At 47.3% G+C, this 26,806-nt stretch carries 15 protein-coding genes and 1 pseudogene; 2 read left to right on the forward strand and 14 right to left on the reverse strand.

Annotation, left to right across the window (positions count from 1 at the left end):
- Window positions 1–41: 41 nt before the first annotated feature.
- The 6 genes and pseudogenes from FHW36_RS28990 to FHW36_RS30905 all read right to left on the reverse strand — a co-directional run bounded on the left by FHW36_RS28990 (window position 42) and on the right by FHW36_RS30905 (window position 4,720).
- On the reverse strand, window positions 42–1,274 hold the full coding sequence (locus tag FHW36_RS28990) for a S41 family peptidase (protein ID WP_394349266.1): 1,233 nt from the start codon (window positions 1,272–1,274) through the stop codon (window positions 42–44).
- Between the two features lie 356 nt (window positions 1,275–1,630).
- Complete coding sequence (locus tag FHW36_RS28995) at window positions 1,631–2,560, reverse strand: helix-turn-helix domain-containing protein (RefSeq protein ID WP_145674811.1); 930 nt, start codon at window positions 2,558–2,560, stop codon at window positions 1,631–1,633.
- Between the two features lie 5 nt (window positions 2,561–2,565).
- The gene (locus tag FHW36_RS29000) at window positions 2,566–3,429 is read right to left on the reverse strand and encodes an SDR family oxidoreductase (protein ID WP_145674813.1); all 864 of its coding nucleotides are present in this window, start codon (window positions 3,427–3,429) and stop codon (window positions 2,566–2,568) included.
- A 210-nt stretch (window positions 3,430–3,639) separates the two neighbouring features.
- Window positions 3,640–4,221: a PDDEXK nuclease domain-containing protein gene (locus tag FHW36_RS30900; protein ID WP_246121251.1), complete on the reverse strand. Its 582-nt coding sequence runs from the start codon at window positions 4,219–4,221 to the stop codon at window positions 3,640–3,642.
- Window positions 4,222–4,287: 66 nt separating this feature from the next.
- Window positions 4,288–4,344 (reverse strand): annotated as a pseudogene (locus FHW36_RS31125) (hypothetical protein); the annotation flags it as partial.
- A complete protein-coding gene (locus FHW36_RS30905; RefSeq protein WP_246121252.1) occupies window positions 4,325–4,720 on the reverse strand; it encodes a DUF1016 N-terminal domain-containing protein in 396 nt (131 codons plus the stop codon). The pseudogene FHW36_RS31125 and the gene FHW36_RS30905, both read right to left, overlap by 20 nt.
- A 255-nt stretch (window positions 4,721–4,975) precedes the next feature.
- Between FHW36_RS30905 and FHW36_RS29010 the strand changes: the two genes are divergently transcribed.
- Complete coding sequence (locus tag FHW36_RS29010) at window positions 4,976–6,376, forward strand: eCIS core domain-containing protein (protein ID WP_246121253.1); 1,401 nt, start codon at window positions 4,976–4,978, stop codon at window positions 6,374–6,376.
- Between the two features lie 53 nt (window positions 6,377–6,429).
- Window positions 6,430–7,689, forward strand: coding sequence for a hypothetical protein (locus FHW36_RS29015; protein WP_145674815.1), 1,260 nt, complete (start codon window positions 6,430–6,432; stop codon window positions 7,687–7,689).
- A 218-nt stretch (window positions 7,690–7,907) separates the two neighbouring features.
- Here the strand turns inward: FHW36_RS29015 and FHW36_RS29020 are convergent, their stop codons facing one another.
- From FHW36_RS29020 to FHW36_RS29055, 8 genes are all read right to left on the reverse strand, one after another.
- Complete coding sequence (locus FHW36_RS29020; RefSeq protein WP_145674817.1) at window positions 7,908–8,492, reverse strand: RNA polymerase sigma factor; 585 nt, start codon at window positions 8,490–8,492, stop codon at window positions 7,908–7,910.
- Window positions 8,493–8,590: 98 nt separating this feature from the next.
- Window positions 8,591–9,181: a hypothetical protein gene (locus tag FHW36_RS29025; RefSeq protein WP_145674819.1), complete on the reverse strand. Its 591-nt coding sequence runs from the start codon at window positions 9,179–9,181 to the stop codon at window positions 8,591–8,593.
- A 54-nt stretch (window positions 9,182–9,235) separates the two neighbouring features.
- Window positions 9,236–10,270: a PorP/SprF family type IX secretion system membrane protein gene (locus tag FHW36_RS29030; protein ID WP_145674821.1), complete on the reverse strand. Its 1,035-nt coding sequence runs from the start codon at window positions 10,268–10,270 to the stop codon at window positions 9,236–9,238.
- Between the two features lie 33 nt (window positions 10,271–10,303).
- Window positions 10,304–12,301, reverse strand: a complete 1,998-nt coding sequence (locus tag FHW36_RS29035) for an OmpA family protein (RefSeq protein WP_145674823.1) — start codon at window positions 12,299–12,301, stop codon at window positions 10,304–10,306.
- Window positions 12,302–12,326: 25 nt separating this feature from the next.
- Window positions 12,327–13,331 carry a PorP/SprF family type IX secretion system membrane protein gene (locus FHW36_RS29040; RefSeq protein ID WP_145674825.1) on the reverse strand — a complete coding sequence of 335 codons (1,005 nt, stop codon included), beginning with the start codon at window positions 13,329–13,331 and terminating at the stop codon, window positions 12,327–12,329.
- Window positions 13,332–13,362: 31 nt separating this feature from the next.
- Window positions 13,363–17,472 carry a PKD domain-containing protein gene (locus FHW36_RS29045; RefSeq protein WP_145674827.1) on the reverse strand — a complete coding sequence of 1,370 codons (4,110 nt, stop codon included), beginning with the start codon at window positions 17,470–17,472 and terminating at the stop codon, window positions 13,363–13,365.
- 27 nt (window positions 17,473–17,499) lie between these two features.
- Window positions 17,500–17,853, reverse strand: coding sequence for a T9SS type A sorting domain-containing protein (locus tag FHW36_RS29050; RefSeq protein ID WP_145674829.1), 354 nt, complete (start codon window positions 17,851–17,853; stop codon window positions 17,500–17,502).
- Between the two features lie 10 nt (window positions 17,854–17,863).
- A complete protein-coding gene (locus FHW36_RS29055) occupies window positions 17,864–26,791 on the reverse strand; it encodes a T9SS type B sorting domain-containing protein (RefSeq protein WP_145674830.1) in 8,928 nt (2,975 codons plus the stop codon).
- Between the last annotated feature and the right edge of the window lie 15 nt (window positions 26,792–26,806).

Here is a 26,806-nt window from a genome sequence, read left to right on the forward strand (position 1 = left end):
TGAGAACAGGGATAACGATACTGGATTGGGTTGAAAACAGCCTATTTTACCTGTTGGAGTAGCTTATTAACATCGCTCATCTGTTTATCGGTTAAAACAATATCCGGGCGCAACAGGTTATCAGCTATCTTCCCCGCCGGTCGTATATGTTCTTTTACGCCAAAGCGCACGAAGATCTGCGTGTGAGGAAGGTTGGTATAAAACATTTCGCCAAATCCGGTAGGATGACCGTTGACAGGCGTTTGACCAATCAACGTGGCCATATGGTTATCTTTGATTAACGTAGCGAAGTTCATCGCACTGGAAAAAGTAGGAGGGCCTATCACCACAAACGTTTTTCCCTTAAACGGGTATGGCACCTGCTCCGGAACCACTTCCTCTGAAGGGAAATGCAACACTTTGCCTACTGGTGCCTGTGCGTAAGTGGCATTGTCGAATCCCCAGGATCGCAGCAGCTTTAGGTATTCATCGCTTCTTTTCCAGTTGACCTGGTAATCCAAATAGGGTTGATGATAGATGTAACTGATCAGGTAGTCGCCTACCGCGGTGCTGCCACCTTCATTGTGACTCACATCAATCACAAGTTTCGTAATGCCGTCGGTTTGTACCTGTTTGAATAACTGGTCTGCCTGCGCTTTAATAGAATCCAGGCAGTACTTTCCTGTGGCCTTTACATCAAATGAACAGGCGTTGATATAACCGATATTCCCATACCGGGTATAGGACAATCGCGCTGCGCAGCTACTCACACCGGACTGCGAAGCCAGCCATGTTTCCCAGTCCTTCTTGCCTATACCCGGCAGCTCAATCGTTTTGCCGGCGGTTGTCCGGATGATAAACCTGTTAGCCGGCGTGGTGCCGGCCCATGGATATAAATACCCAAATTGCCTCAGGGCGGTGGCGGTCCGTTGGAAAGGAAAGCCGGTGGTGGATAACGCACATGCCTGTACCAACTTATCCACCGTTACGCCATTGATACTGCTGACAGCCTGACCACTGTAGCCGGCCGCCGCAGTGCCCAGGCATTGATCAATGCGATAGTTATTACCTTCCTTTTTTAATGTAAAGGGAGGATAGAAAGCATCGTTATTATACCTGGCATCCAGTAATTCGGGTTTCAGGTTGATCTGTGCATGTTCATCTGACAGGTAGGCTATTGCAGGCCTGACCTTTTTCAGGAACTCCGTTGCGCTCGTGGAATCCTGCAGGGAAACAGCTATGTCGCTAAAAAGCTGATCATACTGTGCGGGGGATAATTCGCTGTTGGGATTCACATGTACCGTGGTAATGAGCTGCCGGAGATAGTTAAGATCTTCTTTTAGCTGGCCGGGTGAAAAAAGGGTTGGCTTACGCTGACCAGGACAGGAAATGCTAATGCTGTTCACCAGGACAATAGCGACAGAAAAGAAAAATGACTTCATATATATGCTGACGTAGAAAAGCTAAACAAAATGATGTGTTGATAAAATATACAAATTATATATAGCTTTTGTGGTGTGCCTGACTGGCAGTGGACAAAGAATATTAATTACAATGGCCTGCACACCGGGTCTGGGTGCGATTCCTTTTTTGACCGGTAGCCGTATATTGTTATCATGCCCCGTTGCCCGACTGAATGCCGGTAGAAGGATTACCGCCTTCCGAGTTTCCTGAATGCCAGTGGAGAAAAGTTTGTTTTTGTTTTGAACAGCTTGGAAAAAGATTGCGGATATTCGAAGCCAAGTTCAAAAGCGATTTCATTTACCGACCAATCTGTCATTATCAGCTTTTCCTTCGCTTTTTCTATTATTTTTTCCTGTATATGCTGCTGGGTACTATTGCCCGTAAGGGTTTTAAGCAGACCGCTCAGGTAATTAGCTGAAATATTCAGCTGGCTGGATATATCCTTTACGGTTGGTATTCCTTTCTTTTCCAGTACGTCTTCAGAAAAAGCCTTTTCCAGTAGTGCATCTAACCGGCTCACTATACGGTGGTTGGTGATGTTGCGGGTAATGAATTGCCGCTGGTAAAAACGCGCCGAATAGCCCAGCAGGGCTTCAATGAGTGAAATAATGATTCCCTGGCTGAAAGTATCAATGTTAGTGCGGTATTCCTGGTCAATGTTCATAAATAGTCTGCTAATAGTCTGTACTTCGCTTTCAGACAGGAACAGGGCTTCATTTACACTGTAATCAAAAAAATCGTATTGTTTTATCTTTAGTGCCAGCGGGTGTTTCCATAGAAAGTCCGGGTGAAGGAGCAGCAACCACCCGGGCGAAGTTATTTCTTCGGCCTGACCAGTATTGAAACCAAAAACCCGTCCTGGCGCAATAAAGTTCATCATGCCTTTATCAAAATCATATTCCTGGTGTCCGTATTTCATTTGTAAGCAGGACTGGGCAGCGTTGCCCAGTCCGATAAAATAGAAATCCGTGGTTACGGCAATATCCAAATGCTGAGGTTGATTTTTTAATTCAGCGATATTGAGTACGCTGATCAGCGGATGTTTTGTGTCGGGCAGACTTCTCAGCTGCAACAGCTCAGCAATGCTTTTTATTTTCCGGGGCAGGTTACCGGCCATAGTAGTTAGTTTTGATGATACCAGGTGGCATACTCCCTGGCAAAATCCCGTAGTTTTCGTTCTCCTAATACAGGTCTGTTAAGGTAATAATCTTTCTGCGCTTTCCCGTTGTGCATATTTTCCTGCATCTCTACCAACAATTCAGCCACCCTGGCCGATATACCCGAGGCTTCGAGTCCCTGCTTTACCTGTTCCCCCGAAGCGGTTATCCATTGAAGCCCAGGCATCCCAATGGCTTCCCCTATAATTTGTGCAGCCTGGTTGCAGGTAAGTTCTTCGCTGGCTACATAGGTCACTTTTAAACTGTCGGCTACCCGGCTGTTGATTTCTTCCGCAACGGCGGCGGCAATGTCTTCCGGCGCTACAAAAGCAATCATATCGTCTCCTCCATAATTGGATACGATCATGCCCTGTTGACGGATCATGTCTTTGAGATGATAGAAATTGCTGTAAAAAGGTCCGGGCCGCATAAAAGTCACCGCTACCCCGGGGAGTGCCTCAAACTTTTTCTCTGGCTGAACGGAGCTCAGCAAATGTGCTACCCAGCCACTGAGCATAATAACACGCTGTACCCCGGTTTCCCTGATGGCCAGGATATAATTATCGACCTGGCTGTTCCATACACTCAGATCTGTTGCCGTAAAATCTAACGGCGTCATGCAATAGACTACATCAGCTCCGGTAAAAGTTTTAATAAGAAAAGGCAGGTCGCTAATGTTGCCAATAGCTGGCTGGGCGTCCATTGCCCGTATCTGTTGTGCTTTACCAGGATCCGTACTGATAAGGGTAACCTGGTGGCCGCTCTTTACCAACATTTCAGTGAGCGGTTTACTGATATTCCCAAGGGAACCGGTAACTACAATTTTCATTTTTGCAAGTTTGAATGGAACACAAAGTTCTAACCCGGATGTAGGAAAAAAGTGTTCAAATCTCGCAAGATTGTATGCAGATATATGGTGATATGCCGTAGAATTGACCTCTTCCCTTATCGGAAAAAGAAAACATCAGCGGATCTGTCATTTTTATGAATACTCACTTTTAGCGGCTGGCTGCCAATAGCCAGCCGCTAATCCATCTGGCTATTTCGTTTGATAGTTGTCTTTTTCCTCAAAATTCATCAGCTCTTTATTTACCTCCTCCAGCAATTGCTTTTCAGTTGGCAGATATAGCTCATACTGACTGGCAATGATTTGTTTTTGTCCTTCCGGCAGTGTGAACTTCACCACGGCGTCGTTTTTATCCACGCAAAGTAAAATACCTATGGTGGCGTTTTCGTGCGGCAGTTTCTCTATCCGGTCGTAGTAATTTACATACATCTGCAGCTGCCCGATATCCTGAGGGCCGAGTTTTTTAGTTTTTAGTTCAATAGTGACAAAACATTGCAGTAATCGGTTATAGCATACCAAATCTACATAGAATTCATCTCCATCAAGATGGATTCGTTTTTGCCTTGCTACAAATGAAAATCCGTTGCCTAATTCCAATAGGAAATCCTGGAGATGAGTAATAATGGCACTTTCCACATCTTTCTCATAATACGATGCTTCCCGCTTCAAGCCCAGAAATTCCAATAGCATAGGGTCTTTGATGATTTCTTTGGCATCGGAGGGAAGTTTTTCTTTTTTAGCCACCACCAGCACGCTTTCCTTGTCGTTACTCATCAAAAGTCGTTCATACAAACTACTGTAAACCTGTCTTTCTAATTGTCGTGAAGTCCAGTTGTTTTTGATCGTTTCGGCAATGTAAAATGTTCTAGCATTTTCATTACCAACGCTTAATAGCAGTTTGTACTGGGTCCAGCTCAATTGTGTCCGCAGTGCGGACGCAATTGGAAAGGTCCCGATAAAACTGTCTATACCAATGCAATTGTCTGGTAGTAAAGCCGCTGCCAAATTCCGGTTGAATCTTCTCAGAAAGATGCTTTATTAAATAGGTACCATAATCTGCCCGGTCTTTCCCGGCTTGTTCTTCTTCAAAAATACGTTTACCGATATGCCAGTACATCAGCGTCCGCTGATGGTCTACTGCGCGAATGGCCTTTTCTTTTGCATCTGAAATGATTGATTTGATGTCTGTAATAAAAGACTGGTTGATTAACATAATGATGGTTTTACGATTTGGGTTGATATGATTAACAAAATCTCTTTTTCGCTGGAACATTATCCAGGATTTGTTGCAAATAACACCGGGATATTATTGGGTTATGGTAATTTCTCCGGAGCTACCTACTAAAAACAAAACAGCGATACAAGTTCTCACTGAACTTTTATCGCTGCTGTATTATGTAGAGAGTTGGTATTAGCTCCGGGAACTTATTAAAAAGCTTTTAAAAACTATCTGAATTGATTATATTTACTATGACGAAAGTAAGTACAATCCGCTATCCGCACATAGTTGTTTAATTATCATTTCATAATGAACGCACACGTCGATAAAACCCAGCAAAGCAAAACCCTGACATCCCCTAACACGGCTGCTCAAAAGCAAGGCTACACTATTTCAGCTTTGAGATTTGCTAATAACAGCCCAAATGCCATGGTGCAAAAAAAAATTCAGGACGTTATAAATAACAGCTCCCGGATGGAGGGATTAAATGCTTATCAGGGAATGGCAAATGATAGCCCTCGTGTTGCACAACTGGTAGCTTTTCGGGAAATGGCCAATAACCGCTCGACACAACAACAGTATACCATTCAGAGGAAAGAAAACAACACCGGGTTGCATGATAGTTTAAAGTCTGGTATTGAGCGTCTATCTGGTTATTCCATGGATGACGTTAAAGTCCATTACAACTCTGATAAACCTGCCCAGCTACAAGCGCTTGCCTATGCGCAAGGTACGGATATACATTTAGCACCCGGGCAGGAAAAGCATCTGGCTCATGAAGCATGGCATGTTGTACAGCAGAAGCAAGGCAGGGTAAAACCTACCATCCAGATGAAAGAAGGGGTGAATGTGAATGATGATGTTGGATTAGAAAAAGAAGCTGATGAGATGGGAGGAAAAGTACTCCAACAAATGAACGAAAATAAGAATGCTGAGGTAGTGAATAGGCCAGTGACTAACAAAACGATTCAACGTCAAATTCATTTTTCGGGTGGGGGAGCTGAGTATCTACCACATTTAATTGATAATTTTTCTTTGAGAAGCCCTTACTTTAAAATGGTGGTTACTAATCCAGAAATTAACCTGACCGTCAATTTAAAAACAGGGGTCGCTAAAAATGAGAAAGAAAAAGGAAGCAATGGCTTGACGCAAGCTTTTATGAAATGTGGACGTAATACTTATTTCATGGGGCCTGGAAGCGATCCGGGTACACTTTTAAAAGCTGCCATGGATAGTAAAGATTATAAGAATTTAACGGGTATGGACATCGTTGTCAATATTTATCAAAACCCCGAAGAAGGTGTGACAAAAAGCTTTGAAGCGATGATGGCCACTTTTGCGCATGAGTGGGAGTTACATATTCAACCAGCCCTTCAAATGTATGTTTTAATCAGAACGCGTGCGAAGGCAAAGGACCCACAGGAAAAAGGAAATGTAGACCAGGAATTGGCCGAACATACGGCATTGATGATGGGCGGCGAGGATGCAGAACATGCGGAAAAAACATCCAGGTTTTCTCTGATTGTAACACTCCTGAAAGCAATGGAAACTATAAATGAAGGGGAAGGCGGTAGAAGAATGAAAATGGGATTCCTCGAGCAGGTACATAATTTACATATTACACCGGAAGAACTGGAGGAGTATGAACCTGAGCTCAAGGAGGAAGGCCTGACTGCTGAAACCTGGATAGAGGTATTGAGAGACAAGTGATTAATAACCTGCCTACTTTTAGCATTTTTTACTGTCAAAAGGCCTGTGGCAATATGAATACGCATGCTGTCAAATTACAAGAAAATAAAAGCCAACCGGTAGCGAAAGAGTTTGCTCAAAAGCAGCGCTCCGGTGAATCTCTCTTTCGGTCTGTGGACAACAGGCCTATAGCTATTACGCAAAGAAAGCTACAACACATCGCGAACAACAGTCCAAGGATGAAGCAGGCAGCTCAGTTGCAATCAATGGCCCATAATTACCCTACACCTGAAGCACGGAAGGCCATCCAGATGAAACAGGGAGTGAATGTAAATGATGATGCTGGATTAGAAAATGAGGCCGATGAGATGGGAAAAAAAGCATTTGAAATGAAAACCATTTCAAATGGGCATGACACCAATGGCTTTAATCAGTCCATTTCGCAGTTGAAAAATGTGAATGGTATAACAACGGATGTGATTAGCTTTAAGCTCGCTAATGATAAACTAAATGTGGTGGAAGAAGACCATAAACACTCTGACCCCATCCGGGAGCAGGAAAAAGATTACAACGCATCATTAGGTTTGCCCAGAGAGGAATACTTTGAGGAATATCAATTTCATTACAAAGATCCAGAGACAGAGGAACTGAAACCGGCTGATAATCCTGTCAAGAGGGTTGTTTTTGCAGCTGCTAAAGTATATGAATTGATAGAATTTCTTAGCGAACAAATTGGGGAAATCTATAATCCAAATGACGTTGCTGGTGATGCAAAAGTAATTAATCAGATAGAAGAGACTTTAGAGAATATGGCTGATGTTGAGCATATTTTAACCAATGAAAACATTGGCCTGGAGGATGAAGACTTTGAAAGAATACGCGATGATATTGAAGACTGTGCTTACTTAGCTGGATTTGCCATTGGTAACCTTCAGCGGAAATTGGCGGGCCATGCCCGTCCAAACGTGAGTCAGTTTAAGGAATTGACTGTATTGTTAAAGCAATATAATGAGAAGATGCATCTGGGAGTAGGAGACCTGGCAGGGCGTGCCAATTTTCTGCTCACAGGTGAATTTCCTGCACAAGAACTGGATCAGTGGTTCCGCGGGCTCGATCCTGGAACATTAGTTTCTGCAACATCAATGAACCGGTCTGCCGAATTCTATACTGCGGCCCAGGCTGAGTACAAGACACCTGCTGTGTGGAAGGTCGGATATGTTCACTTTGCGGAGATGGAGATGCAAGCAGCAAAAGATCCGGCAAAATATCACTCCGAACCACGTGACAGTTACGATGAAGAAGTACAGAAATTCATCCTGTCCAAATCAAAATGAAAAAGTAGGCATTCAAACAACTGGTGCTGCAACAGGAAAGCAAAAGTTTACATGGCTGTTGTCGGCCATTGAATGTTGGTTTAACTCCCCGTCCACATTCGACCTCAATTTTAAAAGGATGATGCAACTTTCACCTGATGTAACCTAAAATTGCATCATATTGATATGAATGCCTTTAATACAGGCGAAGAAGATGCTGGTGTATGAGTTCTTTTTTATTATGCGGATACCAGGCTTTCTACGCCCATTTGTTTTCTTAAATTCCCTAATGCATAACGCACCCTGCCCAACGCTGTATTAATGCTGATACCTATGGTTTGCGCTATTTCTTTATAGCTGAGGTCGGCATAGTAACGCAGTATTAATACTTCACGTTGCAGGCGGGGCAGGCGATCCAGCATCATGTTAATTTCTTCGGTGATCTCTGCTTTGATCATATGTTGTTCCTGGCTATGCTCTGACAGTTTCATGTTATTGCCCAGGTCGTCGTTGTAGTTCAGCACTATCTGTGGCCGGGTATGTGCTTTCCTGAAATGGCTGATACAGGCGTTGTGCGCAATTCTTACCGCCCAGGCCAGGAAACGGCTGTTGTCCACATACTGATCGGATTGCAGTGCGTTTACAATTTTTACAAATACTTCCTGGAAAATATCTTCTGCCAGGTTACGATCTCTGACCAATAATACGATAGTGGTAAAGATCCTGTTTTTATGGCGGTGTACCAGTGTGGTAAATGCCGGGTTATTTCCTGCAATATACAGGCGGATTAGCTCCTGGTCCGTAAGGTTACTATATAGGTTCATGCTGGTTTCGTATAATGTTGTCAATGGATTTTGAGAAAGGGGCCGCCTTCAATAAGGCAGCCCTGTATATACTGAAGGTTGTATTAGCCAACCTAGTCCTAGTCTTTAAGATTTAAATATTTTTTCACCTGGTTGTAGTCATTCCAGTTGATCCCCGCCGCAGTTCTGGCGTTTACGCCACCGGGAATAATCACATACCTGTATTGGTAACGTTTATCCGTGGCAGTGGTACTGATAGGCGCGTTGGCAATCAGGTCAATTTTACCGGCGGAAGCCAAAAACCTCACGAGATAGCCGTATTCATCTACATACGGTAAGGGCTGTACGAACGGGGTGGCTGCCGTACCCAGGTTAATATATACGTTGATGGAAGCGTTAGCCAGCAATGTTGCACTGAGCTTGGCTGCAGTGAGCGTGTATCCGAACAGGATGGTGTTAATACTGCCATCCTGGTTACGGATGGTATCTACCGGCGCAAACTTTACATCCTGCCAGGCAGAGTAAATAACGTTGGCGCTGCCCGGAACACCTGAATCACCTTTAGGGCCGGTGGCGCCGGGAATACCGGAAGGGCCGGCAGGACCAGCGGGACCAGCGGGGCCCTGTGCTCCGTCTTTGGAGCAGGCCACAAAAAATAATACAACGGCAGTGATCAATGCATAGGGCATAAAGCGTGTAACCTGTTTCATAATGACAATTGTTTGTTTTTTTATTTATGAATGAAAAGAAAAAAAGTAATGATGCTACCATACGTTCCGCGGGCAGGTGTCGCCATACTTATTGCCCAGCAGGAAACCGATCATGATTTCATGTGTGCCTTTTGTAACGGTATTCAGCGAAGATGCCGTGTAGTCATAAGAGTAGCCAATGTTGAACTGTGAGTTGACGTTTACGCCAAACATGGCCGCCACGCCATCATGCAGCCGGTAGGAGGTACCCAGCCATAGCCGGTCGCGGTACATAAACCTGGCGTTGATATCTATGCTCAGCGGCATCGCTGTAATCATTTTCAGCATTACGGATGGCATCACATTGAGATCGTCATTTATCCATAAGCGATAGCCTGTTGTGAAAAATAAATGTGGCACCAGTTTGCCGCTGTAAACGGAATCGCCTACTACCTTGCCGTTATCAAAACCAATTTGCTGCGGGATAATATTTTGTACAGACAGGCCCGCGAAATAATCGGCAGCGTAGAGCCAAAGTCCTGCGTTTACTTCAGGCTTCCATTTATTCAATACACCGGAACTGCTCCCCAGCACAGGATCGGAGGGATCAAAGAATTGCACTTTGCTGGCATCAAGACTTACCTGCTGCATCCCTATTCCGATGCCGGCACTCACGCTGGTTCTGGGGGAAAGGTTGATATGATGCGCATAGGCGCCTGTTACAGAAAAACGATTCAACGGGCCGGTCCTGTCGTTCAGCACAGTAAGCCCCACACCAGGATGTGGGGGCGGCGTAGTGTAATCCCGCCAGTAAGCCTTTCCCCGTGGATTATTGCCGTCAGGATCGAAGCCGGTGGGAGAGGCGGTACTGTAATCCGATTTACGCAAAGGACCCTGCAGGGTGAGGTAGGTAGTTACGGGTGAACCTTTCATACCTACCCACTGATGCCGGTGACTTAAACGCAGGTCCCAGTAATTTTCAATACCTGCCAAAGCCGGATTGATAATAAATGGATTCATGATATACTGCGTATAATGTGGCTGTTGCTGTGCCTGTGCAAAATGCAGCAGTAGCAGCAGCAACCAACCTGTGAGCACAACGTTTTTCATGGACCAGTGATTTTGGGTGAAACAGCCGGGCTGTTACTTTTTAATGATGGTAAAAGCAGTTCTCCTGTTCTTTTGTCTTCCTTCCGGGTTGTCGCTGCCATCTTCCAATGTGTTGGGTGCTATTGGTTGCGTGGCGCCATAGCCAATGTAAGTGAGCCTGTTCCGGTCGATGCCTTTGCTGACCAGGTAATCTACACAACTCTTTGCACGGGCTTCCGAGAGGCGCTGGTTCAGTGCCGCGGAGCCTTTGCTGTCGGTATGTGCACTTAGTTCTATGTGCATGTCTGGGTGGGCGTTGAGGAGGTCCACGAGTTTATCCAGCGAAGCATAAGAGGCTTCCTGTAAAGTGGCTTTGCTGAAATCGTAGTACACATTTTCCAGTACCACGGGCGCTTCCGGCGTGGTGAGTTTCACGAGGCATAGTATCGGCACCGTCATAGCGGTTGTGTCGTCATTAGCCGGCAGGGGTATCTGCAGTGAGTTTGTCGTATACCCATCGGCATTGGCAACTGCTTTTAAGGGCAGGAAATCCGGGATGGTGAAAGCGTAGCTGCCGTCTGTGCCGGTTTGTTGGGTAAATACCACTTTATTACTGACGGTATCTACAATATTAACGGCGACGCCGGCCAGCGGTGTTTGGTTGTCGCAGGATACAACCGTGCCGCTGAGTTGTTTTAACGGCCGGTTTTTATGCACGAAGAATAATTCCAGGCAGCATTCGGCGGCCCGGTCGGTGCCCAGCAACACTTCATCCAGCAGGTTTTTATTATTGCTCCTGCTGGTGAAATAGATATCGTCTTTTACCGAGTTCACCGGGTAGCCCATATTCACCGGTGCTTTCCAGCTACCGATATTTCCTTTGGAAGAGAAGAAATCATAGCCTCCCATGCCGATCCGGTTATCCGCCGAAAAGATCAGGGTGCCGGTGGCGGCGTGGTAGAATGGCGCCTGTTCGTTGCCGGCGGTGTTGATCACTGCACCCAGGTTAGCCGTTTGCAGCGGCTTGCCGCTTTCATCGAGGATAGCATACCATAGGTCGAAACCACCGTATCCATCGGCCCTGTCACTGGCGTACAACAATGTTTTGCCATCTCCCAAAAGATATGGTTGCTGGGTATTATTACCCGCGGTGTTTACCATGGCATCCATGGGGACCGGGTCATTCCAGTGGTCGCCGTTTTTGCGGGAGAGGTAGATGGACGATATTTTTCTGCCATGATCTATATGCCAGCGGGTGAGGAACAACATTTGCCCGTCGGGCGACAAGCAGGCCGCGCCCTGGTGCAGTCCCTCCGGCTGATCCAGCCGCAACAGGCGGATATTGGACACCTGACCGGCTTCATAATCGGCTGTATACAGGCGGTTGATATACGTATGATTTTTCTGGAAGGAACTATCGGGCCGGGTAGAGGTAAAGATCAGGTTGCTGCCATTGCTCCACAGGGGGGCGTAACTGGCGCCGGTGGTGTTTAAAGACGCCGGCGCTTTTGTTACTTTGTACTCCGACAGATCTTTTTTATTTAACTGGGCGGTGATAAATTCCAGGTTTTGCAATTCCCTTTTCGCCGATTCAGCAAATTTATCGTTGGCGCCGTAACTATTCAGGAAGTTACGGAATGCCTGGGCTGCTTCTTCATATTTAGCCAGCGCCCGCAGGGATACGGCATAGTAATAGGCAGCCAGCGGGAAACTGGTTTTATCCAATTCCATCACCGACTCATAATGCGGGGCGGCCTTGCCATAGTTATGCAGGTTACGGTAACTCTCGGCCAGCTTATAAACGGCCTGTTGCTCGCTGCTTACTTTTACTGTTTTATTTTTGGTAACAGATACCGCCGCATAAGGCTTATAGGTATCGGGTTTCACGGTTTTGTTACGGGAGCCGAGATACTTTTCATAGTAAGTAGCCGCCGAATTGTAATCAGCTTTGCTGTAGTATTGATCTGCTGCTTTGAGGTAGTTATACGTGAACTGCGCGTACGACGCCATGGCCGATAACAACACTGCGGACGTGAAAAATATTTTTTTCATGAGATACTGTTGCTTTAAAGGTTGATTACAATCTTGGACAAACGAATTCCACATCAGGTGTTCTTACCGATCTGCGGCCGATGAACGTCAGCGAGATTTCAAAGCTGTTGGAGCCATGCGCCATTTTGCTGAGGTCAGAAGTATTGATATCATAGCTGGCGCCCAACATCATGTTTTTGTAAATGAATCCTGCATGCGTGGTAATGGCATCTTTATACCGGTAGTTCAGTCCCAGTAGGAAATCGGTACCAGCGGCGGCATTCAGCTGACCATAAGCGCCGATCATTTTTTCCTGGGCGGGACCCTGTTGCATAAAGAGGAAGTTGGGGGTAATACTCAGTATATCCGATAACGTTAATTTTACGCCACCGTGTACATTAAAGCGCATCGGGAAGCGGGCATCTCCTTTTGCACTGAACTGGTCCTGTGGTTTTGTGAGATGCATAACGGAGAAGCCGCCATAGATATTGAATTTTTTTCCCGGTGTGGCATCATAGTATAATGCGCCTGCGCCTGCATCAAAGGAAGCGGCTGAAGTACGTGTAAGCGCATCGGACACTGGATTGCCGGGGTTGTAGCCGGTTACCGGGTTCCATTGCTCTCCATATGTAAGCTTGGAGGGATCAAATTTGCGTTGTATAAAACCTAGTTGCAATCCAAAGTTCAGCTGGTGATAATGCGACGCATCCAGCTTTACGCCGGTATAGGCAGCACTCACATAAGCGGTGGTATAGTTGTATCCACCATCGCCGGCGGTTTGATTTAATACGCTGGCGCCGATGTTGATATTACGGCTGGTTGGTATTTCGCCACTCACGCCATAGGTCTTAAACGGACTGATGTTGCCCCACTGGGTACGGTAAATGGCTGCCACCCGGTAGTCACCGTCAAATACACCGGTTAATGCAGGGTTTAACCACGACGGATATACGTAGTACTGCGAAAAGTGAGGGTCTGTTTGTGCCATCAGCCGGGTGCCGGTGCATGTGGCCACAACAAGGAGGACTAAGGTTGCAATGATCGTTCTCATTTACAATATGATTTTATGTGAATGATTTACTTTACCTGATAATTGTTACATAACCTGTTATAGGTGCCATGCCTGCCCGGAGCCGGATTACATAATAGTAAGTGGCCATAGGGAGTACGTTGCCTTTGAACCGGCCGTCCCACGGTACGTTGTAACCGGTAGAACGGTAAATTCTTTCTCCATACCTGTTGAATACTTCCACGGTACTTTCTGCATAATCAGCCAGGTTGGTGATGATCCAGGTATCGTTGATGTTATCGCCATTGGGAGAGAAAGCTGTTGGAGGTGCAACGGGTTTCAGCACTTTCACCGTCATGCCGTCACGCGCTACACAACCGTGTTTGCCGATAGCGGTCAGCGTATAGGCGGCATCGTGCATTGCGGGTATTACCGGCGACAACAATGTTGGGTTGGGGAAGTCGGCGGCTGGCTCCCAGGCGAATTGCAGGTTTACCGAGTCGTTGGCTACCGGTTTAAAACTGATGATAGTGCCTTGTGGTACCACAAATGAAGGCCCCGCATCGATCACCGGTTGCAGGTAAACGATAACAGTGCCATTATATGCAGCCGAGCCACAGCCCGACTGGTTGGATACCTGTAACTGCACGCTGTATTCGCCGGGCGCAGTATATTTTTTCACGGGGTTTTGATCGGTAGAAACAGCGCCATCGCCAAAGCTCCACTGCCATTTGTTGATAGTGCCGGTGGCGTCTGTGCTTTGATCCGTGAATACGTTATCTGTGCCCTGGCAAAGGGTGTCTGGTGTTACTTTAAAGGAAGCCGTTGGCTGTCCGAAGAAAGCGCTCAGCGTTTTGGTAGCCGAATCTTGACAGCCGTAAGGGCTGGTGGCTATCAGCTTTACATCAAATGGTCCGAACGCTTTGTACTGCCAGGTAGGATCTTTGGTGGCAGCGCCGGCGCCACCGTCGCCAAAGTTCCATTGGTAGGCCAGGCTTGTTTTATCTTTTATCTTAGTGAGATTGATAAAAGCAGCGTTGCCATCCGGCATACATACTTTGGCCGGTAAACTGAAATCTACTACGGGTAAAGGGTGTACCAGCACCGCAACTTTGGCCGTATCACTGGTACAGTTATGATCACTTACCGCCACCAGCTTCACGAGGTAGTTGCTGTCTTTCTGATAAGTGATGGTAAACGGATTGTTATTGGTGTTGTTTTTCAGCGTGCCGTCTGCCAGGTCCCATTTCCAGTTGGTAATGCTGCCGGTGGAAATAGTAGACTGGTCGGTGAAGGTGGTGTTTTGACCCAGACACAGATCCGCAGCGGCGGTAAAGGCCGCTGCAGGTTTAGGATATACTACCATGGTAGTGGAGATAGAATCGGCGCAACCACTATCGGTGTTAAATATGTACCAGATGGTATGCGTGCCCGTGCCTGCGACGGCAGGCGTAAAGTTGCCACTTGAATCGGTGGCTGGTCCGCGGTAGTAGCCCTTTCCGGTTACGCCGTTCTGGATGGTTGCCTTACCGATGGCTACTGTACCCGGCGTATTTACACAAACACCGGTCAGTGCCGCATACGCCAGCTGCGGTTTTAATTTAAAGGTAGCCGTTACCGTAGTATCTTTCGTACAACCTTTATCGGTAGTAACACTATATTTAATGGAATAGGTGCCAAACTTTGTATAGGCGTGCGTAGGATCTTTCAGTACAGACGTATTCGGGTTTGTTCCCGTTGCATTGGCGTCTCCGAAATTCCAGGCATGTGCAGTCAGTGTTTGCGCATCCGGCACTATGGCGCCACTGGTAAACTGCACCAAACCTCCAACAGGCAGGCAGTCGCCCGGGTAGCTGAACAGTGGTGTGGGTTTGGCATATACCGTTAGGGTTTTAGACACGGTGTCGCTCACACACAGGTCACTTACTTTTACTACATGCTTTATAGTGTAGGTATTATGATCTTTGTAGGTAATCGTTTGCGCGGCGCCGGTGGTGGCAGTTAATACGGAATCGTTACCGAAATTCCAGTACCACGATTTCAGTGGAGCGGTGCCGCCATATGTGGAGTTGTCGGTAATTTTCAACACACCGGCTTCGCAGAGCATTGCTGCATCTGTAGTGAATGTGGCTACGGGCTTAGCTACGGTCGCCACCTGGAAGGCAGTGTCTCCCACACAACCATCCCTTGATATAACGGTCAGCTTTATGGCGGAAGTGCCTACCGGGAATACTTTGCCTACCTTTATGCCGCTGTCTTTTACCGGTCCGGGGAATTCCCAGTTCCATCGGTCAATCAACGGATCTTTCAGGCTGGTATCTCCCTTAAAATATACAGTGTCCAGCGTACAACCGGTATGCGCATAGGTCATTACGGCACGGGGCTTGCCTTTCACCAATATAGTAAAGCCTACTTTCTCCGTGTTGTTACAGTTTTCGATGCTGGGGTGTGTTGACATTACCGGGATATCATATTCCCCGATAGTGCTGAACTGGTAAGTGCCGGGCAAGGAGTATTTATAGTAGGTAATACCATTGATCAGCACAGTGCCCGTACTTACCGGTGTGTTCACAGTTACATCTGCATTCGGTGTAATAACAGTACCGAGGGAGCTGAGTTTCCACACCATTTTGGTAGGTTTATAAGCCATTAAAATGGACAGCTCTACCGGCGTATTGGTACAGGTGAAGTCATTGGATGTTTTAGAGGTATCATAACTGTTATGGATAGATCCTACTGCGTTGAGGTTATTGATCAGTGTACCGGCGTTGTAGCCATAGCTTTCCACACTACCCAAACCATAGGTGACGGCGGTAAATGCGGAGTCGCTGCTTACAATACACTGCGCGGGAGCGGCTGGCCATCGTTTTATCACTACCGTGTAACCGTTGAGGTTAGGGTGTGGATAAGCAAAGTCATATAAGGGACTGCCATCTATACGCAGAGAGGTCAGGCCTGCCGTAGGAATGATCATGGTGAGATAGTTGGTTTCTATAAATTCCCGGTCGTTTCGATAAAACCCTATTCTTTTAATGGCCTGTTCCACCGGGCTTAAGTATACCATTTCCGGATCGCCAAGTCCGCTGTTGTTGCCACAGGCGCCTGACGATGCCATAAACTGTGCTACCAGCACAGGTTTATTAGATTCAATGTAATCGGCCGTATTGCTGACAAACTCGTAGTATGAATTGGCGATCAGGCCGGTGAGGATGACGCCATTCCGTTTTACGATAGTAGCAGGATCTTTTACTGCTACTTTGTAGATATTATATTGCAGGGTGGAGGGCATATCGTCTTCTGAAGTAGGCGCCGTCAGGTAACGTTTACCCCATGCCTGGAAAGGGAAGATTTGCTGGATATTATTATCACCGCTGCTGCTGCTGTTGTTACAGGTGATAGCAGTGCGACTGCTGCCGGAGAATACCGCTACGGGGTAACATTGCCCCATGGGGTTGCCGATAGACTTGATAGTGGTACCTGTCAACTGACGCCCGACGCCACCGCCAAGGGAGGCGCCTACCAGCTGGTAAATATCGCCACGGTTCAGCGTAACCGTAAAAGGTACGCCAGCGGGGCGGCCATTACGGGTAAGTACCGAAGGCGTAATTTCCACCACGGTATTATTCTGGTTGGCAATCACAAACATCCAGGAAAAACAGTCGTCTGCATAATTCTGCATACTGTTGACTGAAATATAGGAGTAGCCCCAGGTTTCTTCCGGCATAAGCATGGTAGCACCGGAAGAGGCGCTGCCATAGATATGTGCATAGGCTACGATAGGTACATTGCTTTGTATGTGAATAGACTTACCGGTAAAAATACCTTCCCCGCCGGTGCCACCAAAAGAAGGGGGGAGGGAATAAAGCCTGGCATCATTGGCGCCTGATTTTGGAATCAGGTCCGATGCAATCACGGTATTAGCCGGGATGTTGTAAGTACGTGTCCAGGCAGTACCGGTGATGCTAACGGTGACGGTAGCCGGCTGTTCAGCACTGAGATACAGGATCATTTCCTGGCTGTTGCTTTGACCCATTTCCATGAACTGATGGTGTCCGTAGCCCACCCAGAAATCCTTCCCTTTGTTGGAAAGATTCTGGGCGTATGCAACATTGGCTACGAACTCAAACAGGATGAGGGATATGGCAATCAAATGTGCTTTGTAATATATTAGATTGGTTGACATCTGCTTCAATTTTTCATATTGAAATGATTACTGTTTGATGATCATCTTCGACGTCCGGGTACCATCTTCAAAGATGGTGTTCAGCATATATGCTCCGTTCTTTATATCCTGCACATACAGCTGGTTGTGTTTGCCGCAGGAGGCAACTTTTTTAATGGTTCTGCCGTCCATGGCGTAGAGTATCAGTTGCTGAATGGGTTTGCGCGACCGTATATTCAAGGAGGCCATTACCGGGTTCGGATATACGAGCACTGATCTGCTGTTGCCTGCGATACTGTCTATTTCCTGGGGAGGCAGGATGGTTGCATTGGCACGAGGCCAATGCAACATTATCATACATCCTGCGGCAAGCGACAGTTTTGCTATGCTGATTTTTTTCATACAACTGCTTTTAACGGATCAGGTTAATGACTCCTTTCTTTTCTGTTTTACTTCCATCGGTAAGGGTAAGATGACATACATAGATATACACGCCGGAAGGCAATGCTTTCCCTTTGTATTGGCCATCCCAGCCCGTTGTCTGGTTGTTGGATTCGAATACTTTTTCGCCCCACTGGTCAAAAATGGTCATGTGCATTTGTTTGATGATATAGCCATATACCAGCAGCACGTCATTTTTACCATCGTTGTTTGGCGTAAACGTATTTGGAATGTAGATGCCGTCAGGTAACGTTTTACCTTCTGCAGGCAATGATTCCTTGTCTTCGCAGCCTTTTGCGCGTACAATCAGTTTTACGGTCTGTACCGGTTGTAAGCCGCTGATAATGTGTACCAGTCCTTCTCTGCCGGATGAAGGCAGGGTCCAGGTAGTACCGCCGTCAACCGATACCTCATAACTGGTGGCGTTAGCTATTGCCTTCCATTTAAACCGGATCATATTCACGCCTATGCTGTCTACCGTTACTACCGGTGTAGCAAGTACCGGCAACACATGCACGATGGCTTTGGCGCGAACGGTGCCAGGGCATCCGTGGGTGAGCGTTTCGAGATAGTAGGTGCCACCAGCTGCGATATTATTAATGGTATAATCGCTTCCGGTAAATAAGAGGTTACCTGCTACTGGTGCGTCGTACCAGTTATACAGTACGCCCGGTTCGGGGTTTTTGGCAGACAGGATTACGTTGGTACCACTGCAAACCGTCATGGAGTCTTTTACGATCTGAGCAACAGCGGGAGCATATACTTCCACTTCTTTGGTGGTATCTCCTACACAACCTTCAGCCGCTACAATGCTCAGTTTTACCTGTTTTATGCCTGGATATTTGTAATGTTTCAGGGTGTCTTTTGCCGTGCCCAAAGTAGAGTCACCAAAGTTCCATTTCCAGTTGCTGATTGCCACACCGTTGCTGGTAGCAGCGGTTCCTTTGAAGAGGGCGCCATCGTTTAAGCAGCCGGTGTAGTCAACACTGAAATTCACCACGGGGGCAGGGATTACTTTAATCTGCAGGATGCTTTCAAAGCTATTACTGCAGCTTTCAATATCGGGATGTGAAATCAGGATAGGTACGTCGTACATGCCCGGTTTACTGAAGATATAATCTGCAGGTACGGTGAAGCGATAGTATTTACGGTCATTGCTGATCATAGAATCTACCGGTACCGGGTTGTTCTGTACTATATCTGTTTTAGGCGCCAGATTGGCTACCTGGCTGAATTTCCAGGCGATGCTGGTTGGTTTTACCGGTATCAGCATAGAAAACCGGAATGGTGTTTTAGCGCAGGTATAGGTGTTATTCTGACCACTGTTATTCATTACATTGTTGAATGAAGGCAGGATGTTCAGATTTTTTACCAAAGTACCGGCGTTGTAACCGTAGCTTTCTACACTTCCGAGACCATAGGTGATAGCAGTAAATGCAGAGTCGCTGGTAACCGTACACTGTGCCGGTGCAGCAGGCCAGCGTTTTACTACTACCGTATAGCCTGTGGCGTTAGGATGTGGATACGTATGGTCGAAAGTAGCGCTGCCATCGATGAGCAGGGAAGACAGACCTCCTGTTGGTATAATAAGGGTCAGGTAATTGATGGTGATGGCTTCCTGGGTATTACGGTATAATCCTACTTTTTTGATGCCCTGTTCTACCGGGCTCAGATAGATCATTTCCGGATCGCCACCACCGTCGGTATTGGCGCAGCTTCCGCTGGACGACATATATTGGGCTACCATGATAGGCTGATTAGCCTCGATATTGTCGGCGGTGTTGCTTTCAAACTGGTAGAACCGGTTGTTAATCAAACCTGTTAGTACCATACCATTTACTTTTACCTGGGTAGCAGGGTCTTTCACCAGTACGCGGTATATATTGGTCATAAAGGAGCTGGCGCCGCTGCTGTTGGAAGTTGGTGCGGTGAGGTACTTTTTACCCCATGCCTGTGACGGGAAGTTTTGCTGGATCAGGTTATCACCTGAGCTGCCTGTCTCTCCACCGCAACCAATGCCGGTACGGCTGCTGCCGGAAAATACGGCCATGGGGTAGCATTTACCATCTTCATTGATCACTGATCTTACCCGGCTACCAGACAGATCATATCCATCGCTGCTGCCGCCTGGCATCATAGCACCCAGTACCTGGTACACTTCACCCTTGTTCAGTGTCACTGTGAACGTTGTATTGGCTGGCTTGCCGGCCAAGGTGGGTACCGAAGGAGTAATTTCTACTTTGGTATTGTCATAGTCGGCGATCACATAGAACCAGGAATAGGTGTCATTACTGTAATTCTGCCTTGACGACAAGGTGGCATATTCATATCCATAAGTGCCTACCGGCAACAGCATGGTGGCACCGGAAGAAGCGCTGCCATAGATATGCGCGTACGCAACAATGGGCACATCACTTTCTATACTGATGCCTTTATCTGACCACCCTTCTTCTATGAGACGGGCATCATTCAGTCCGTTCTTTGGTATAATCTCCGTAGTGATGGTTTTATTGGATGGAATATGATACACGCGTTCCCAGTTGGTACCATTGATACGAACGGTGACATTGGCAGAGTCCTGCGCATTGAGGTACAACACCATGTTCTGAGAATTATCGCCGGAGAAGAACTGGTGATGGCCATAGCCGACCCAGAACCGGGTGCCCCTGTTGGAACTGTCGGCCGGTTGTAATAATTGTGTATTGTTGGCGCCACCATTCAACCCGGTAAATTTATCCAGGAAGTGCAGCGAGCTATCCCTGATCACGTTCGGGATATCGTATACATGGCTCAGCGAATCGACTATCCAGGTATTGGCATTGTCGGTACGGCCCATCCTGATGTCTTTCTGACGCCTGATAAATCCTTGCCAGGGGTCGAGATAGAATTGATCGATATTAAAGTTGTATTGCCCGTTGGCTGGTGTTACGTCCACATCTGTATAGAAATACATATGTGCGGTACCGTTAGCCAGGTTAGGCGGCTTAATACCGGAGTAACGTCTTACTGCTATGTTGGTGGGAATAGCAGTACCCGGATTCCAGGTGATTTTTGTAACCGTATCCGTACCAAACATAAATGTTTGTGTTACCCCCGGCGCCGGTGTGGCAGGGAAGGCGGGTAACACCGGTGGTACAGCTGTTGGCAGGAACTCATAAGCGCCCATATCCGGTACGCCATCAGTCAGTTTAACTGGTCTGGCTGCGCCGGTGATATCTTTGTCGTTACCTTCTATCTGCACACCACGACCATGGATGGCCCATACTTCAGGATTGGCAATGGCCGGTTGCAGCGTGGTATCATTTACAAAAGCAGGTTTGTAAACAATCGAGTTGATGTCGAGGGTATCTGCGCTGATATAGTCATGCAGGGTAGCATAGCTGCCGGCAGGTGTTGCCTGTTTTACAAGTACGGTACCTTTTGTATACAGCGTATTGTAATCGCTTTTCAGGTAAAGCGGGTCGGCCACATACATCGCCACGCCGCTGGTATCTGATGCGAAGATGTTGTTTTTGATCTTCACATTGCCATAGTTGGTGGAGGTATGACTGAAGTAAGCGGCGTAGTTGTCATCCGTAGTAACACCGCTGTTCAGTACCGAGTTGTTATAGTAATTGAGATTGGAACTGCTTTCGCTGTAAATGCCATAGGCATTGCTACCACTGGCTTTCACACTGATCACGTTGTTGGAAATAGTGGCAGCATCAACCTGGTAAAGTTCCAGTCCGCGTACGTCCCCGGTAATATTTCCTCTTGTAATGATCCGGTTGCCGGATACTAGTCCTTTTATACCTGCATTGGCGTCTGCATTTTCCAGGTAGATGCCGTGGATGTTTTCACCAGTATTATTGATAGTAACTTTGTTACCGGAAATAATATAACCGTTGGTGTTATCTGTATGGATGCCATAAGCATCGGAAGCGAGGTTGCCGCTCATACTCACCTGGTTGCGCTGAATCATCAGGCTGTCGGTATATTCTGCATAGATGCCGTTTACATACGACTGATCCAGTTTGTTACTGTCCAGTACGAGGCCGGGTGTAACAGCGCTGTAAGCGCCAGACCAATAGATGCCAGTAGATCCGTTGCTGATGGTATTGCCACTGATCACGTTACCGGTACCGGTACATTCGTCGCCGTATATACCGCTCACCGTTGTTCCTGTGCTGGTAGTAGCCGGTAAAGGAATGATACAGGCACTGATGCTGTCGTAAGACGATGTGTTGGTATACACTACGCCTCTTGCATTGGTGGTGCCGGCAGGTTTAATAGTGATCGCTTTCCAGGTAACGTAGTCTACGCTATCCAGCTTCAGCACATAGTTCAGTGCGCTGGTACCGGTGTAGGTAAGCGTTACTGCAGTAGCATTGCCGGTTTCGCTGCTAAAGGTAACCCTGTTCACCGCAGACGCACCAGGGATATGATGCATGGTAATTTGCTCGGTGTAGATACCTGCTTTTGCGAGGAAGGTAACAGGACCGGCTATACCGCATTCCAGCTTGGAAACAGCGCTGCTGAACGACTGGAAGTTGGTAGCACTGGTGGGCAACGCTGGGTTAATGGTATATACGCCAGCCAGCAATGGCGGATTCAGGTTAGCCTTTACCGTGGTGGAATAGGCAGTGTCTGTCCCTCCGCATATAATCCGGCAGCGATAGTAGTTTTCGATACCTATGGTGGTATTAAATACGCTTACGTATTGCGTATCGCTGGCATTTACCCATGGACCGGCAGCAGAAGCGGAACGTTGCCACTGATAGGTTTGGGTACCTCCGGTGCTATTGCCCGTCAGGTCCAGTTTAATGCCGGTGCCCATACATACCGGGGTAAGCGGGAACACCGTTGAAGTACCCGGTACAACCGGTTTACTGCAGTTAGGCACGCTTATTTCATAAGCGCCCATATCTGGTTTGGTAGTACTTCTGGTTGTACCCCGGATATCTGTGGTAATGCCTACTGGTTTACCGGTGTTGTCGAGGGGAGATATTACCGGGGCAAAGTTACCGGCAACAGGATCTGCAAATACAGGCGGAACAGCTAATGAGTTGCTATCCAGTTTGGTGCCGGTTGTCCATGCTGCGAGGGTAACATAGTTGGAACCTGCTGCGCCGGTGTAGGCAGTATTGAAATCACTTTTTACAAAGATGTCATTGTAGTTGGATGTGATCACAGTGCTGGCAGCAATGCTCACACCTGTTCTGCTGCCTTTACCAGCTCTGCTGATGTCGAGTATATTGTCGAAGAACTGTATACCGGTAGCCGTACCTGACTGGTATAAGCCCGTGGTGGTACTGGAAGACGTATTTTGACTATCGTTCAGCACAATGGTGTTGTGATAGTAGTAAATGTAATCGGCACTGTAGTTGGAGAAACCATACTGTGTACCTTGTCCGCGGAAATCATATACCACGTTGTTGAAAACTTTGGCAGGATTGGTAGCGGTGGCATCTGCATACGAAAACTCGAGCCCGTATACAGAAGAAGTGGAAGCAGGTGAACCACCGAGCATGTTGTGGATGCGGTTATTGCTGACCACTACATCTGCCGATTTATTTTCTACGCCGATACCGTATACAGAATAGCTGTTATTGGTACGTGCTGGCCTGGAAATATCGTTGTGGTCTACCAGGGTGTTGGTAGTATAGCTTACAGAGATACCTGTTTCATAAAACTCTTTGATGGTATTGTAGCTGATGCTGTTGCGGGTAGCTGGTGCGGCCGTTTCAGCATAGATCGTGATGCCATAGTATCCACCGGTGATAGTATTTTTTGAGAAGATATTACCATCACAACCATTATTGGTACCGCTGTTAGGGCTGGATTCACTGCCATTTACCACGATGCCTGCGTATTCGTAGTAGGTGCCTTCGATATCTGTCAGGATCGTACAACGGGTGATTTTGTTGCTGTCTGCGTTGTTAAGCAGTTGTACGCCATATCCATAGTCGCCGTTGGTAGCGTCTATAACAAGACTGTCGAACACGATATGATCGGCGCTACGCAGTTTGATGACTGCTCTTTCATTGCCGTCGGCAGGCGCAAATTTTATCGTATTGCCGTTACCATTGAAGGTAATAGTATTGATTGCAGAGGTACCCGCAATAGAGTCCAGTACCAGTTGTTCGAGGTAAGGACCGGAAGCTGGCGCTACATTCAATACAACCGGCCCCTGAATACCGCATTCCATTGCCGCTTTAGCCGCGTTGAAGCTGATAAAATTGGTGGCGCTGGCGGGGATGTTTTTATTAATGGTGTAAGATCCCGCCGGGAAAGCCTGGTTTACGGTGAGGAGAATGGGCTGTGAGTAAGCTGTGTTGCCACTGCAGGTAACGGCTACCCGATACCAGGAGGTGGTAACAGCTGTAATCACCGTATCCGGGTTGGTCAGCAAACCGCCTACCGGTGTATAAGTACCGGTAGCCGTGGCAGATTTTTGCCATTGGTAGGTTTGTCCCAGCCCGATGGTATTATCTGTCAGCGTTAAGGCTACTTTTCTGTTCACACAAATCACAGAAGGGCTCACCTGTGCATTACCGCCCAGAGGTGGCGTTACGCAGGGGCCTGGTGTAAATTCATATGCACCAATGTCCGGTGTGGTAGTGCTTCTGGTGGCATTGTTAATATCCACGGTGATATTTACCGGGGTGCCCTTATTGTCAATAGAGGCGTTGGCAGGTTGATAATTGCCGCTGCTAACGGATACAAACAGTGGATTGGAACTTACGGAGTTGCTGTCCTGTTTGGACGCAGTTTGCCAATCAAGCAGGCTGGCGTTGTTGGCGCCATAGTAGCCGACGTTATTGGTGCCGCCGGCCGCTGCCAGGTAATAGTCGTTCCTGTTGGCATGGATGGTGCCGTTGGTGGCAGCGAAGTAAACACAATATTTATTGCCGCCACCGGTGCGTGTTACCGAGATGAGATTGTTTACAAATTCAACACCATCTGCTTTGGAAGTCTGGTAAAATCCGCGGGAGGTATAAGTCGAAGAGGTAGTAGACGCGCCATCCAGTGCAATGGTATTGTGATAATACCAAACGTTGTCTGAGCCTGAGTTATAGATGCCATATACATCTCCTTTACCTGTGAAATTATGCAACAGGTTATTGCTTACCACATTCTCCAATTGGGAGAGTGCATCGGTGCTGGAGAAGTAGATGCCATAGGCGGTGCTGGTACTACTGGGGGCGCCTCCAAAGGGGTTACGGACAATGTTACGCGTAATGTTTGCCTTCGTACTCAGATCCGTAAAATAGATACCATAAAACGAAGTAACATTGCTTCGTGTAGGTCTGCTGATAATATTGTTTTCAATCAGTGTGTTAAACGAGCCGGTTACATAAATACCATAGCTGTAGAAGTTACTGATCTTATTATTGATGATCTTATTGTTACCGTTGGCAAATGTATTGCTGCCGGTTAAGACGATACCGTAGTAACCGCCGTTGATATTGTTATCAGCAAAGGTGTTGAAATCGCATTTTGCTTCGCCGGTAGACGTGGCGGAAGTGGAATTGCTGATCACGATACCTGCGTTACTGGTAGAACTGGAGGTGGTGTCCAGTAGAAAAGTACAGTTGCGGATGTTGTTATAATCCGCATCGCTGGTCAGGTGTACTCCCCATCCGTTGTTGGTGCCGATGGGTTTGATCACGAGATTATTGAAGGTGAAGTAATCTGCGTCAGAGAGTTTAATGACCGCCGGTGAAGAAGAGGTACCACTGTAGGTCAGCGTATCCCCGTTACCGTTGAAAGTAATAGTATTGGTGGCGGAGGCGCCGGGAACAGGGGTGATCAGTAGCTGTTCGTTATAAGCGCTGCCGCCTGCCGCTACGTTGAATATAACGGGGCCGTTGATCCCGCATTTGATCGAGTTGTAGGCGTCATTAAAGGAAGCAAAGTTGGTACCGCCGGTAGGCAATGCCTTATTAATAGTAAAAGTACCGGATACTGCCAGTGGTGATGTTACTATGGCACTGCTGGAAATGGCGGTGGTATTGGTGGCAGTACAGGTTACTTTACAGCGGTACCAGGTGGTAACTGTTTGTGTGGTTTCCAGTCTGTTGGTGGTATCGTTGGGGATATCTGTCCAGGTGCTGTTATTGGGGGACGACTGCCATTGGTAATGTATCCCCGAGGCGATCGTGGTACCTGATAAGGTAACCACTACCTGCCCGTTCATACAAACAGTAGAGGGACTGGCAGAGGCAGTACCGGCGGTAGGTATGCCGGTGCACGCGGCTGCCGGTGTCCAGGAAAATTTAATATCGGGGCGGGTAGTCATAGCACCGGTGTTGCTGGTATTGGAGGTGCCGCATAAATAGTTAAGCCCGTCGGTTCTGTAGGTATGCGAGCCGTTAAAGGGAAGTCCTGTTGTAAAAGGTACTTCAGGGTTGTGGCTGTAGGTAAGGCGCGTATCTGAATCGGGAGCGCCATTACATATTTCCACTACGATATTATCTGATCCATTCCAGAAAAAGCTGGAAGAGAAAGTCAGGATGTTGATACCAGTTTTGGGCAGGTAGTCCACCGGGCCGTATACCTGGTTGCTGACGGTGACCCAGGTGGTGCTGCTCAGCGTGGCGTCGCTGGTAACGCCAATTTTGATAGTGTATTGCTCAATAGTATCTGTAGCATTGAGATTGAGTACATTAAATTTCAGACCACTGATCACGCCAGCGGCCATACCTGCGCTGTGCAGCTCAGATGCGCGGTACAGGAACTGCGCGCGGCTGCCTTCATAGTAATCCTGCAGGGGGCAGGGATATCCCAGGTCTGTATTGCCGGAAGTACTATTGCCAATACTGATATCTGTTTGTGCCGATAGCCGCGCTACCAGCATTAGCAGTACTCCTATAAGTAATGTTGTTTTATATAGATAACGAACCGTACAATTTCTCATATGAGGCTATTTTGA

Source organism: Chitinophaga polysaccharea (assembly GCF_007829335.1).
In the GTDB taxonomy this organism is placed as follows: domain Bacteria; phylum Bacteroidota; class Bacteroidia; order Chitinophagales; family Chitinophagaceae; genus Chitinophaga; species Chitinophaga polysaccharea_B.